We start from the raw sequence: 11843 nt of genomic DNA, 5'->3' as shown, positions 1-11843 counted from the left end.
GTTAAAAATTGAGTTTCTCTTTTAAACGTTGCTTAAAGGGGGTGCCGAGTGTACTGAGTCCTTTAAACTCGATAATGAACTTAAAACCATAATTATACAGGCCGCTTTGTAGCTGTTGTTCATTAAGTGAGAGTTCGGCAGACCAGCAGCAATTATTGTATTGAATGGCATATTCATTATCTGTCTTTAGATTGTTGGTGTAATCATACTGCATATAGGTACCGAATTGCCATTGTGATGTGGGTTGCCACAGGAATCCGCCGGAAATGGTTTCTACTTTTGATTTTGGATGGCTTAGGTTGCTGGCTTGGTTATTGAGCAAAAAGGTGAAATTGGGGGGGAGTTGAAGTTGCAATCGGGAGTTGGCCGCATCTAAAACGTAGGTGTCTCTTTTCCACTGGCTGGTGTTACTGATTTGTAAGTGCGGTGCAAAAAAACTGAGCTGGGTATAGTAATCGGAAAGCGGCGCTGTTTCCGGCGTGCTATTGCTCAGTGAGACTTTCCGATCAGCAAAGTAAAAAACTTGCCCGAAAGCCGCTTTAAATTGTTGACTGTGATCGGGCGTATATAGTTCGGTGGTGACTGAAGCGGTCAATTGATGGGTATCGCCAATACGGTCATAGCCGCTGAAGCGGTTGAGGGCAAATAGGTTGGAGAAATTAAGGCTCAGGGCTTGTGTATCAAATAGGGGGTTTTGATCTTGTTTAACATAGGGGGTGTAGAGCCACTGAAATTCAGGCATGAGGGTTTGGGTCAGGGCGAGTTGATTCAGTGAGAAGTTGCGTTCAAAAATAAGACCACCACGAAGCGCGTATTGCGGAATAAATGTCGCGTCTGGGTCTTGGGTACCGGTTGAACGTTCTTCCAGTCGATATTGCAGTGCATTAAGCTGAATTTGAGGGGCTAAATAGCCATAAGGTTTCGCAAGGCGATAGGCTAAGCGTGGTTGAAAATATTGTCGAACTCCCTCCGGTTTATTGAGGCCAGGATGGCTGATTTGGAATTCGGTGATGTCCGTCAATAAATCTGCTTGCACTTGATCAGCGATCAACTGTCGATAGCTTAAGGTGAAACTGGGCTTTTGTTCATAGTTGTAGGCGGCATCTTTACGTAAACGTAGGTTATCAGAAACCACCAGCTGTCCATCTAGTTGTCCACTGAAAAAGTTTTGGTTATAACGAATTTTCGCATGCCGAGAGACGGTACTTTGATTAATCAGAGGTTCATCAATAGGGTAATCACTGTAAAACGCATAATCTGAGACTTTTTGCCAATTAATTTCGCTTTGCCAATGTGCATTCCAATGTTGCTGGGCATTGAGTTTCACCCGCCAGCGATCAGCTGCTTTTTTACCCGTCTCAATGGTGTCATTGTTTAGGTAGTATTTCAGCCCATCTCGAGCGACGATTTGATCATGACCGCCTCCAACCGTTAGTGTTACCTGATGAATAGGGTTGAGATAACGGAACTCATTGTCCAATAAGAAGCCTCTATCTTGCATGGATAAAAGACTTAAGGTGTCATCATAATTGGGGGCGAGATTAAAATAGTAGGGTTGCAGCCAATAGGCATTTCGGGAGTTATCATTAATTGAACGATGAACCCCGAAAGTGGGAAACAGCAGACCACTGTCGCGATCATCCAATGAGAAGTTGAAATAAGGGGTATAGAAAATCGGTACATGATAAAAATGGAGCCAGGTGTTATAGCCATAAACCCGCCGTTTTTTCTGATCGAGGCGGATTTTTTCTGAGCTGAGCTCCCAAGCGACATTGTGATCATAGGCAGTTTGATAGAGGCTGCCATCCATCCATTTAAGCTTGCTGCGAAGTGGGCAGGTGGTATAGGTGGCATTTTTTAAACGTGTGATTTGCGTTTTTCTATCAATGACAATAGTGTTGGCTTGACCATAGGCTCGACTCGGCAGCAGTTGATAGAGCGCATCGGTAATCAAAGCGGTTTGGTTTTTTTTATTTAAGTTGAGGCGCTGTGCGGTGATCAATAGATCGGGTTGGATGAGGCGCACTTGGCCAAAGGCGTTTGCCTGTTGTGTCAGCCGGTTAAAAGACAGGTGTTTCGCAAGAATAATGCGTCCCGGCGCCAACAATTTCGCGTCACCGAGCAAGTTATAGGTGTGGGGATCGGGTTGTTGTAATTCATTTGCGCTCAGGTGATAGGGTTTGGTTGTTTTCGCAGGGGGCTGCTGAGGCGGTGTAATAAAAGCGGGTAAGCATTCGTCTGGGGTGGCAACTGGATTGCTGCTGACAGCGGGGGTTGCTGCTGCCAGTAGGCAAGATAAGCACACGCTTTGCCAAAAGTTAGGCAAAATTTGAGACATCGATCGACCAGCATTGTTGTAAATCAGGCGTTTTATTGACATTCTTTTTTGAGAGTTTAGAATCGAAGCCTATTTTACTCGGTTTGAGCAGATAAAGTGGAAGAAGACATTAGATTCACCCAATTAAAATCGTGGTTAGATACCTTACCCCAATTTCAGGGTGTCGCAGGGATACAGATTACACCGGCCTCAAGTGATGCCAGTTTTCGTCGCTATTTCCGTCTCCAAAATGGAGAAACCCGCTATATTGTGATGGATGCGCCGCCGGAAAAAGAGGATTGTCGCCCTTTTATTCAAGTGGATCAACAGCTGCAGCAGTTAGGCATTCGGGTGCCAGAGATTTTTGCGCAAGATTTAACGCAAGGGTTTTTACTGTTAGAAGATTTTGGTCAGGAAACGCTGTCTGATCGCTTAAAGCGCGTCTCTGAAACAGAGGTGGATCACTTTTATCGCCAAGCCTTATCTATTCTTGTTGATTTACAAACAGAGGTAAGTTTACCGCAAAAGCAAACGGTGCTTCAAAGCCTTCCGCCGTACTCAGAAAGTTTATTGCACCAAGAGATGCAGCTGTTTACCGATTGGTTGCTCCATAAACACTTAAATCTGTCACTCTCCTCTTTGGAAAAACAAGCTTGGCAACAGCTAGAGACGCTGCTCATCGCAAATGCGCATCAGCAGCCACAGACCTATGTGCTGCGCGACTATCACAGTCGTAATTTAATGGTGCTGCCCGAACAAACGCAATTAGGCGTGATCGATTTTCAGGATGCGGTTCAGGGGCCTTTGACCTATGATGCCATCTCCTTATTGCGTGACTGTTATCAACGCTGGCCAGAGGAACAAGTCAAAGAGTGGCAGCGCTACTATTTTTTGGCTCTGGCACAGGCAGGAAGTTTGGGTCTCAGTCAAGCGGATTGGAGCGCTTTTCAACAGAGCATGGATTTAATGGGCATTCAGCGGCACCTGAAAGCGGCGGGCATTTTTGCGCGTTTATATCACCGCGATGGCAAGGCAGGCTATTTGCAAGATATCCCAAATACATTACGCTATCTTTATGAAGTGGGGCAGCAGTACGGTGCCCTGACCCCTTTGGTGCAGCTATTGGAAAACAAAGTCCTCCCTGCAATGGAATTTGACTTATGAAAGCCATGATCTTAGCCGCAGGGCGCGGCAACCGTTTACGTCCCATTACCGATCATACCCCTAAGCCATTGGTTGAGGTGCAGGGTAAGCCCCTAATTGTGCACCATATTGAGCGCTTGGCTCAAGCTGGGTTTCGTCAGTTGGTGATTAACCATGCTTGGTTGGGCGAAAAAATTGAAGCGGCGCTGGGCAATGGCGCGCAGTGGGGCGTAGAGATTACCTATACCCCTGAGCCAGCTGGCGGTTATGAAACCGCAGGGGGCATTATTCAGGCCTTACCGATTTTAACAGAAACTGAAGATCAGTTTTTAGTGGTCAATGGTGATGTCTGGACCGATTATCCTTTTGCCAAACTGAAAGCGATTCAGTTGCATCGTGACCGTTTGGCGCATTTGGTTTTGGTGCCTAAGCCCGATTATTTAACGAATGGGGACTTTGAGTTGCTAGAGAATGGTCAGGTGGCACCTCAAGGGGCTCTGACTTTTTCCGGTATCAGTGTGTTACATCAAGCTTTATTGGCCGAAGTGCCTTTGGGTAGGTTGAAACTGGCCCCTTTTCTGCGGCAGGCGATGGCTCAGCAGAAAGTGACGGGTGAGTGCTATTCCGGCGTTTGGGAAGATGTGGGTACATTGGAGCGATTACAGAAGCTTTCCGGTTGAGTTTTAGGGGCCAAAGGATTAGAATCTACTTATTAAATTAAACGTGACGAAGTTAAAATATTTATACTACTTAGGTATATGACAAGAATTTTAAAAGGATAATCAAATGAAACATAAAAAAGTGATTCAGCAGGTATTTACGCATCCCATATCAACGAATATCGATTGGAATGAATTGCAACACGCACTGGAACATTATGGGGCGACCGTTGAATTAACTAAAGGGCATAAAGCCAAAGTGATTTATGAAGGAAAAGAAGCCATTTTGGGATTGCCTCATCATGGACATGAAATTACCAATAAAGACGAGGTTGTTGCGATTCGTCATTTTTTAGAAGAAGTGGGTTTAACGCCAGATTCTTTATAAACTGAAAAGAAGGATACTCCGATGAAAAAGTTAGCTGTATTATTTTCCATGGCATTTTTAGCATTTTCTTTAACAGCTTGTTCTGGTAAGGATCAAGATGCAGATAAGAGTGCACAAACCGAAGTCGAACATGCTAAAGCCCCTGCGGGAGCGGTAAAAGAAGCGCCAGCCGCTTCAGGCAGCTATGATCCCACAAAAGATGAAGATGGGGATTGCTAAGTTTTAGTATGAACTGATTAAAGATCAAGAAAGGAGCTAAAGCTCCTTTTTTTGTATAGAGTGTTAGGAAAGGAACGTCAGTCATGTTAATGGTGGTGTCACCTGCAAAAAAGCTAGATGAGTCGCCTTGGCGACCGATAGAAACCGAGGAGGGGGTGCCCTTTGCCCCTACCTGTCCGCAATTTTTACCTCAAGCGACTGAGCTCATTGAGCAGCTTAAGCAGTTGGGTCCTCATCAGATCGCTCAGTTAATGCATTTAAGTGAAAAATTAGCGGAGTTGAATTATGAGCGTTTTCAGGCTTGGCAGCTGCCCTTTCCTGAGGATAAAGCTAAGCCAGCGGCCTATCTTTTTAAAGGCGATGTATATCAAGGCTTGGATATTGAGCATCTTCCAGCCAAGTCCGTGCTGTATTTACAAAATCATTTAAGAATTCTATCAGGACTTTACGGGCTGTTACGCCCGCTCGATCAAATCTTGCCCTATCGATTAGAAATGGGGACAAAATTTGCCAATCATCAAGGTCAGGACCTCTATGCGTTCTGGGGAGATACCCTTACGGAAGCATTGAATCAAACGTTACAGCAACACGAGCAAAAGGTTTTGGTCAATTTAGCCTCTAATGAATATTTCAAGGCGGTACAACCGAAAAAATTATCTGGTCGTTTGGTAACACCTGTGTTTAAAGAGTGGAAAAATGGCCAATATAAGATTATCAGCTTCTATGCTAAAAAAGCACGGGGCGAAATGGCGCGCTATGCGGCGTTAAATCAACTCGAACAGGTTGAAGATCTTAAATATTTTGATTTAGACGGTTATCGCTTTGATCCGGCGGGCTCGTCTGAAGATCAGTGGTTATTTACCCGGAAGCAAGCATAAAATGGCCAGTCGAGAAGCCATTGAAAGCGCAGTTAAAAGATTACCGCCGCTGTTACAAAAAGATGTGGATGAAAATCTCTGCGTATGTAATGAAGTCAAAAAATCCACTATTATTGGGTGCATTGTGGATGGAGCGGACTCAGTAGAAGCGGTGCGCCAGTGCTGTTATGCAACAGATGGCAATGGGTGTTGTGCGCGGCAAGTTGAACGTTTAGTGGAGTGTTTAAAAAAGTGAAAATATGTGGAATTGAGTTAACCGGAAATGAGGCGATTATCAGCTTAGTGCTATTTGAAAATGATATTTTTCATTTACCTGAGTGTCGTGTGCGACGCATACAGTGTCAAGATCCGGATGATCGAGCGGCATTACGTTATTTCCAAAAGAGCTTTGCTAAATTGGTTGAAGATTACAAAATAGATGTTTTAGTGATTAAGCAGCGTATGAAAAAAGGTCGATATGCGGGGAGCGCCGACAGTTTTAAACTGGAAGCCGCATTACAGCTGTTGGATGATTCGATTAAGGTGGAGCTGATTTCTGCAATTCAAATTAAAGAAAATCTCAAAAAATACCCGCTCCCCATCCGTTTTGAGGAGACCGGATTGAAAAAGTTTCAGCAAACGGCTTTTATGGCAGCTTTTGCTTATATCGGCGGACAGTATCAGTGGTGAGGCAAGGTATGCAGATCATTCAGAATCAAGAGACTTTAGCGCAACAGATTGAGCAGCAAGAGGCGCTATTGGTGCTGTTTGGTGGACGAGACTGTAATGTCTGCCATGCGATCAAGCCCAAGATTAAAGAGACAGTGGGCGAGCAGTTTCCTAAAATGGCTATGGTCTATATTGATTGCCATGAAACGACCGATATTTGTGCTCAATATGGGGTGCTCTCTTTGCCCACGGTGCAAGTCTATTTTACCGGCCAGCGTTTTATTGAGCTGGTGCGCACCTTTAGTGTGCCGCAGTTAATTCAGCAGATTGAACGACCTTATCGGATGCTTTTTTCTGAAGTTTAGCGCGTTTAAAGGGTAAAGCCCCAGTGGGGCTTTGAAAAAGCCGCGCTGGAGAAACGCCTTTTATTTGTCAGCTTTTCCTAACATTTTTAAAAGCAGATTATCTTTATCGATAAAGTGATGTTTCAGCGCCATTAGAATATGTCCGGCCACCAGTAAGATGGCGGTCCAAGCAAGGAATTCATGGACTTCTTCAGCTTGCTCATGGAGTGCTTCGTCTTTGCCAATGAGATTGGGGAGTTCAAAGAGACCAAAAAAGCCGGGGTTTTTGCCAAAAGTGGTCACAATCACGTAGCCTGATAAAGGGATGAGCAGAAGCAATAGGTAGAGTAAACCATATGTGGCTTTTGCCATTTTGATTTGTGTTTCGCTCATGGTTGTTGGAAAGTCAGGTTGAACTTCTTTCAGTTTCCATAAAATACGAATCACCGTCAGCCCGAAAATGAGAATGCCGAGTGAGATGTGGAATTGAAAAAGCGAACCCCGGAGGGGATCGGTTTTTTCTAGATCAGTCATATAGAGACCAATAAAGAACATCACAAAAAAGAACAATGCGCTCCACCAGTGTAAGGCACGAGCGATGGCCCCGTATTGGAGTGGGGTATTATGAATCATAGCCTATCTCCTCCTTCTTTTAAGTTATTAAATTAATTTTACCTTAAGTCGTTGTAAGTTTTGTCAGTAAGTTTTGCCATTGGTGAAATAGTTCAGGTGTGGTGGCGGCAATGGCACTGCGTTTAATCACATGCTGGATATAGACCGGTTCACCTTCAAGTGTTGAACTCATGCCCCCTGCTTCATTCAGAATCAACCACCCTGCAGCATAATCCCAGATATGCTGAGAACCGTGACAGTAAAGCTGACCTCTACCGGCCGCCACCCAGCACCAGTCCAATGCAACAGAGCCAAAGCTGCGTTGGGAGGCGTAGGGGGCTTGGGTGGCTAAAGGGATGGTTAAGGATTTTTTTAAGCGTTTGAAGTCAACAATGGCGGCACAGGTGCGCAGAGTCGTGTGGTGCGTATGCGCTTTCAGGGACGTGTCGTTGAGATGGGCGCCCAATCCTTTGCGTGCACTAAACAGCTCGTCACGACTTGGGTCATAAATCAGTCCGAGCACAATTTCTCCTTTGCTGACCAGCGCGAGAGAAATCGAATAGAAAGGGATGCCATTGGCAAAGTTGCTGGTGCCATCTACTGGGTCTAAAATCCAGCACCCTTCACTATGGTTGAGTGCGAGTTGTTGGCTTTCAGGGGAGGATTCTTCGCCTAAAAATTCAAATTGTGGCCACTGCTTTTTTAAAAAAGCAGCGGTTTTTTGTTGCATTTGGAGGTCGGCTTCAGTGACCACTGAGCCATCGGCCTTTCGTTTGCTGGCAACATGCTCAAAGCGTGGTTGCACTTCTTGTTTGGCCAGTTGAATCAGCCCCTCTTTAAGGCGGTTCCAATGTATTGGATCTTCAAATAAATGTGAATTAGTCATCTGTGGGTTGCTCTTGAGAAGTAAAAGGAATTAATTTGACCAGTTCAATGGCATTTTGGTTGGTTTTAACCACTTCTAAAATATAATTGCCGACTTTCAAGCAGGTGCCTTCATTGGGAAGGGTTTCTAACTCTTCTTGGATTAATCCATTTAAGGTTTTAGGACCGTCGGTTGGCAGTTGTAGACCGAAATTTTTATTGAGATCGCGAATAAACTCGCTCGCATCAATCAACATGCTGCCATCCGCATTTAAGGTGACACTTTCTGCGGGGTTGCTTTGACTTTCTGAAGAGAGTTTGCCCACAATCTCTTCGAGCAGATCTTCCATTGTCACCAGACCTTGCAGATCACCATACTCATCCACAATGAGCGCCATGCGCCGGCGTAGCTTTTTAAAGTTCCCCAGTTGCGTGTTTAAAGAGGTCACTTCGGGAATGTAATAGGGGGGACGTGCTAATTTAATAATATCTTTTAGTTTGACTTCCTTGGGGTCCTTTAAAAGAAGAGGAACGATTTTTCTCAGGTTGAGGATGCCAATCAGTTCATCATCTAATGAGCCTCGATAAAGCGGGATACGCGTGTAGCGTGAACGGGACAGCGCCTTAAGGATCTCTTTAATGGGTTGGTCAATATCAATCGCAAAGATGTCCTGTTTAGGAACCATTACATCTTCAACGGTGACCGTTTCTAAGTTGAGAATGCTTTTAAGCATGTCCCGATATTGTTTCGGCAGTTGCCCCGTGGCTTCATCAATGAGGGTTTGCAGCTCTTCATGACTGAGCGCGTCATTGAGCTTATGCTCCCCAACCTTTACCCCGAATAGCCGCAAAAAACTATTGGCTATAAAATTGACCAGCCAGACTACAGGTGAAAAAAGCTTTAAAAGAGGGGTTAAAAAATAAGCAGCGGGAAAAGCAATTTTTTCCGGGTAGAGGGCAGCAAGGGTTTTCGGTGCCACTTCAGAGAAGATGAGTACAATTAGTGTGAGTAAACCGGCTGCCAGTGCAATGCCGGCTTCGCCCATCAGTCGCATGGCAATAATGGTGGCAATCGAGGAAGCGAAAATATTGACAAAATTGTTGCCCAATAAAATAACGCCTAATAAGCGATCAGGCTTTTCAAGCAACTGGGCCACTTTTTTTGCCGATGGATCCCCCTCTTTTACTCTGTGACGTAAACGATATTTATTTAAGGCCATCATTCCGGTTTCAGAGCCGGAGAATAGGGCCGAAAGCAGTAAAAGGAAAAGGAGAATTAAAAAAAGTGTGGTGAGCGAGGCGGTTTCCAAAACAGTCTAATTCAGTTGTGAATGAGAACTTATTATACCCCAACTTCCCTAGAGAGAAATGGGATAAAAGAGGGGGGATAGGGCTTATGGATATAGAACCATCTCGTGCAAAAGTCTCATATTAACCATAAATGGCGAGAATAATCATTTGGGTGCCAATGTAGCTTAAGCTTAAAAATACGTAGGCCCAAAGAATAAATTTTGCCGCTTTTTGTCCACGCCACCCGCGATGAAAATGGCCAGAAAGGAAAAAGGCATAGACCAACCAAGCCAGAATGGCGAAGAAGGTTTTATGAATCAGATGTTGCGCAAACATGTCCTGGACAAAAAAGAGCCCGCTTAACAGAGCAAGCGTCAACAGAATAAAACCTGAGATGACCAGCTGAATGAGGAGCTTTTCCATTACTTGCAATGGCGGGAGAATATTTAATATCGCTCCTACTTTTTTTTGCCGAAAGCGGCGTTCTTGAATGGAGTATAGAATCGCTTGCGCTGTGGCGAGTGTCAGCAAGCTATAAGCCCCCACAGAGAGCACAATATGAATGCCGATATTCAGAGGGAGCAGATAAGGCTCATCTAAAAATAGTGGAGTCAAGGTAAACAGGCTGGATAAGGGGAAAATAAACAGACCTAAAATAAAAACCGGCTGTTTACGGTTTAATAGCAATAATAGGGCAACCGACAGCCAGGCAATGGCGGAGAGGATATTACTCAACTGCAAATCCAGTTGATGGTTGACCCATAGGGTCTGCCCAAGCGCTAAAGTGTGGCAAAGTAACGCCCCCCCAATGGTCCAATTTAAAACTTGGGTGGAAAGCGTTTTTCCGGGATGAGTAACGGCGCGCCATAATCGAGCAAACCCATAAAGATAGAGTAGACTGGCTAAGGCGGCAAAAAATAAGGGCATGACGACACTCGTTAGCTATAATATAAAGATAATCTAATATTCTATTATAGAAGTGTCAAACAACAAAGGAATTTTGCATGTTCGATAATTTGTCGGAACGGTTAAATAAAACATTTAAGCATTTAACAGGTCAAGGACGTCTTACTGAGAGCAATATTAAGGATGCCTTGCGGGATGTACGTCGTGCTTTGCTGGAAGCCGATGTCGCCTTGCCTGTGGTCAAGGCGTTTATTGAGCGGGTGCAGCAGCGTGCTTTAGGGCAAGAGGTCAACAGTAGCCTGAACCCGGGACAGACCTTTATTAAGATTGTGCGTGAAGAATTAACGCAGACCATGGGCTCTGAAAATGAAGGGCTGAACTTTAAGGTTGAGCCGCCAGCCGTGATTATGATGGCGGGTTTGCAAGGGGCGGGTAAAACCACCACGGCTGCAAAGTTGGCGAAATATCTAAAAGAGCGCGAAAAGAAAAAGGTGATGGTGGTTTCAGCCGATATTTACCGTCCGGCCGCGATTAAACAGTTAGAAACCCTGGCTGAACAAGTGGGCGTGGATTTTTTCCCATCCAGTCCAGAGGAAGATCCGGTTGATATTGTTAATCGAGCAAAGCAAGAGGCGCGTAAACGGTTTGATGATGTCTTGATCGTGGATACGGCGGGACGTCTGCACATTGATGAAACCATGATGCAGGAGATTAAGGCGCTGAATGCTGCGGTCAATCCAGTTGAAACCCTCTTTGTGGTGGATGCCATGACCGGACAAGATGCGGCGAATACGGCCAAAGCTTTTCATGAGGCTTTGCCGTTAACCGGTGTGATCTTGACCAAAATCGATGGGGATGCGCGAGGCGGGGCGGCGCTCTCCATTCGCGAGATTACCGGCAAACCGATTAAGTTTGTCGGAGCCGGGGAGAAGGTGGATGCATTGGAGCCTTTCCACCCAGACCGTATGGCGGGTCGCATTCTGGGCATGGGGGATGTGCTCAGTCTGATTGAAGAGGCGGAAACCAAAATTGATCAGAAAAAAGCGCAAAAGTTTGCGCAAAAGGTGCAAAAAACCGGTCAGTTTGATCTGGAAGACTTTTTAGAACAGCTACAGCAAATCCAGCAAATGGGCGGTGTCGGCGGCTTAATGGGCAAGTTGCCTGGCATGGGTCAGATTAAAGAGCAAATTAGCGGAGATGTGGCTGAAAAAGAATTTAAGAAACTACAAGCGATCATTCAATCGATGACCCCACAAGAGCGTCGTCATCCGGCCATTATTAAAGGTTCGCGCAAAAAACGCATTGCGAGAGGCTCAGGGACGCAAGTGCAAGACATTAATAAGCTGATGAAACAGTTTACTCAGATGCAAAAGATGATGAAAAAGATGAAGAAAGGGGGCATGAAAAACATGATGCGCGGCTTAGCGGGCAAACTCCCTGGCGGTGCAGGTGGTATGGGAGGCATGTTACCTCCGGGTGGTTTTAAGTAAAAAAAGACTAAATAAACCAACCATTTGTCTAGCAATTAAAGCGGGGATTGAGTATAATCCCCGCTTTCTTGTTTGTGGACAAGAA

The 11843-nt window shown here is 45.1% G+C and carries 14 protein-coding genes; 9 read left to right on the top strand and 5 right to left on the bottom strand.

Annotated features, from left to right (window positions below; all coding sequences use genetic code 11):
- Position 1: 1 nt before the first annotated feature.
- On the bottom strand, positions 2-2338 hold the full coding sequence (locus ACYQ05_RS05060) for an LPS-assembly protein LptD (protein ID WP_459818927.1): 2337 nt from the start codon (positions 2336-2338) through the stop codon (positions 2-4).
- Positions 2339-2434: 96 nt separating this feature from the next.
- On the opposite strand from ACYQ05_RS05060, the gene ACYQ05_RS05055 reads away from it, so the two are divergent.
- The 8 genes from ACYQ05_RS05055 (at position 2435) to ACYQ05_RS05020 (ending at position 6617) form a co-directional block, all read left to right on the top strand.
- On the top strand, positions 2435-3481 hold the full coding sequence (locus ACYQ05_RS05055; RefSeq protein ID WP_459818925.1) for an aminoglycoside phosphotransferase family protein: 1047 nt from the start codon (positions 2435-2437) through the stop codon (positions 3479-3481).
- Entirely contained in the window at positions 3478-4140 is a 663-nt protein-coding gene (murU, locus tag ACYQ05_RS05050; protein ID WP_459818924.1) for an N-acetylmuramate alpha-1-phosphate uridylyltransferase MurU, read from the top strand. Before ACYQ05_RS05055 ends, murU begins: the two co-directional genes overlap by 4 nt.
- A gap of 106 nt (positions 4141-4246) precedes the next feature.
- Positions 4247-4507: a hypothetical protein gene (locus ACYQ05_RS05045; protein WP_459818922.1), complete on the top strand. Its 261-nt coding sequence runs from the start codon at positions 4247-4249 to the stop codon at positions 4505-4507.
- A 21-nt stretch (positions 4508-4528) separates the two neighbouring features.
- The gene (locus ACYQ05_RS05040) at positions 4529-4726 is read left to right on the top strand and encodes a hypothetical protein (protein WP_459818920.1); all 198 of its coding nucleotides are present in this window, start codon (positions 4529-4531) and stop codon (positions 4724-4726) included.
- 83 nt (positions 4727-4809) lie between these two features.
- Complete coding sequence (gene yaaA / locus ACYQ05_RS05035) at positions 4810-5604, top strand: peroxide stress protein YaaA (protein ID WP_459818918.1); 795 nt, start codon at positions 4810-4812, stop codon at positions 5602-5604.
- Position 5605: 1 nt separating this feature from the next.
- Entirely contained in the window at positions 5606-5839 is a 234-nt protein-coding gene (locus ACYQ05_RS05030; protein WP_459818916.1) for a (2Fe-2S)-binding protein, read from the top strand.
- The gene (locus ACYQ05_RS05025) at positions 5836-6273 is read left to right on the top strand and encodes a DUF3010 family protein (protein WP_459818913.1); all 438 of its coding nucleotides are present in this window, start codon (positions 5836-5838) and stop codon (positions 6271-6273) included. The genes ACYQ05_RS05030 and ACYQ05_RS05025 overlap by 4 nt, the downstream gene beginning before the upstream one ends.
- An 8-nt stretch (positions 6274-6281) precedes the next feature.
- Positions 6282-6617: a thioredoxin family protein gene (locus ACYQ05_RS05020; RefSeq protein WP_459818912.1), complete on the top strand. Its 336-nt coding sequence runs from the start codon at positions 6282-6284 to the stop codon at positions 6615-6617.
- Positions 6618-6677: 60 nt separating this feature from the next.
- On the opposite strand, the gene ACYQ05_RS05015 is transcribed toward ACYQ05_RS05020, so the two are convergent.
- From ACYQ05_RS05015 to ACYQ05_RS05000, 4 genes are all read right to left on the bottom strand, one after another.
- The gene (locus ACYQ05_RS05015) at positions 6678-7229 is read right to left on the bottom strand and encodes a cytochrome b (RefSeq protein WP_459818911.1); all 552 of its coding nucleotides are present in this window, start codon (positions 7227-7229) and stop codon (positions 6678-6680) included.
- A 43-nt stretch (positions 7230-7272) separates the two neighbouring features.
- On the bottom strand, positions 7273-8094 hold the full coding sequence (locus ACYQ05_RS05010; RefSeq protein ID WP_459818910.1) for an inositol monophosphatase family protein: 822 nt from the start codon (positions 8092-8094) through the stop codon (positions 7273-7275).
- Entirely contained in the window at positions 8087-9382 is a 1296-nt protein-coding gene (locus ACYQ05_RS05005) for an HlyC/CorC family transporter (RefSeq protein WP_459818909.1), read from the bottom strand. The genes ACYQ05_RS05010 and ACYQ05_RS05005 overlap by 8 nt, the downstream gene beginning before the upstream one ends.
- A gap of 121 nt (positions 9383-9503) precedes the next feature.
- On the bottom strand, positions 9504-10289 hold the full coding sequence (locus ACYQ05_RS05000; RefSeq protein WP_459818908.1) for a cytochrome C assembly family protein: 786 nt from the start codon (positions 10287-10289) through the stop codon (positions 9504-9506).
- Between the two features lie 77 nt (positions 10290-10366).
- Between ACYQ05_RS05000 and ffh the strand changes: the two genes are divergently transcribed.
- Positions 10367-11758, top strand: coding sequence for a signal recognition particle protein (ffh, locus tag ACYQ05_RS04995; protein WP_459818907.1), 1392 nt, complete (start codon positions 10367-10369; stop codon positions 11756-11758).
- Positions 11759-11843: the final 85 nt, after the last annotated feature.

This window comes from Galenea microaerophila, from assembly GCF_054657255.1.
Note: the sequence above shows the minus strand (reverse complement) of the source record. Positions and strands in the feature narration are given on the sequence as shown.

Bases quoted from the DNA above. Each gene is read 5' to 3' on its own strand.
- ACYQ05_RS05020 (WP_459818912.1), top strand. From the start codon at position 6,282: ATGCAGATCATTCAGAATCAAGAGACTTTAGCGCAACAGATTGAGCAG.
- ACYQ05_RS05045 (WP_459818922.1), top strand. From the start codon at position 4,247: ATGAAACATAAAAAAGTGATTCAGCAGGTATTTACGCATCCCATATCA.
- ACYQ05_RS05015 (WP_459818911.1), bottom strand. From the start codon at position 7,229: ATGATTCATAATACCCCACTCCAATACGGGGCCATCGCTCGTGCCTTA.
- yaaA (WP_459818918.1), top strand. From the start codon at position 4,810: ATGTTAATGGTGGTGTCACCTGCAAAAAAGCTAGATGAGTCGCCTTGG.
- ffh (WP_459818907.1), top strand. From the start codon at position 10,367: ATGTTCGATAATTTGTCGGAACGGTTAAATAAAACATTTAAGCATTTA.
- ACYQ05_RS05010 (WP_459818910.1), bottom strand. From the start codon at position 8,094: ATGACTAATTCACATTTATTTGAAGATCCAATACATTGGAACCGCCTT.
- murU (WP_459818924.1), top strand. From the start codon at position 3,478: ATGAAAGCCATGATCTTAGCCGCAGGGCGCGGCAACCGTTTACGTCCC.
- ACYQ05_RS05060 (WP_459818927.1), bottom strand. From the start codon at position 2,338: ATGTCTCAAATTTTGCCTAACTTTTGGCAAAGCGTGTGCTTATCTTGC.
- ACYQ05_RS05040 (WP_459818920.1), top strand. From the start codon at position 4,529: ATGAAAAAGTTAGCTGTATTATTTTCCATGGCATTTTTAGCATTTTCT.
- ACYQ05_RS05030 (WP_459818916.1), top strand. From the start codon at position 5,606: ATGGCCAGTCGAGAAGCCATTGAAAGCGCAGTTAAAAGATTACCGCCG.
- ACYQ05_RS05000 (WP_459818908.1), bottom strand. From the start codon at position 10,289: ATGCCCTTATTTTTTGCCGCCTTAGCCAGTCTACTCTATCTTTATGGG.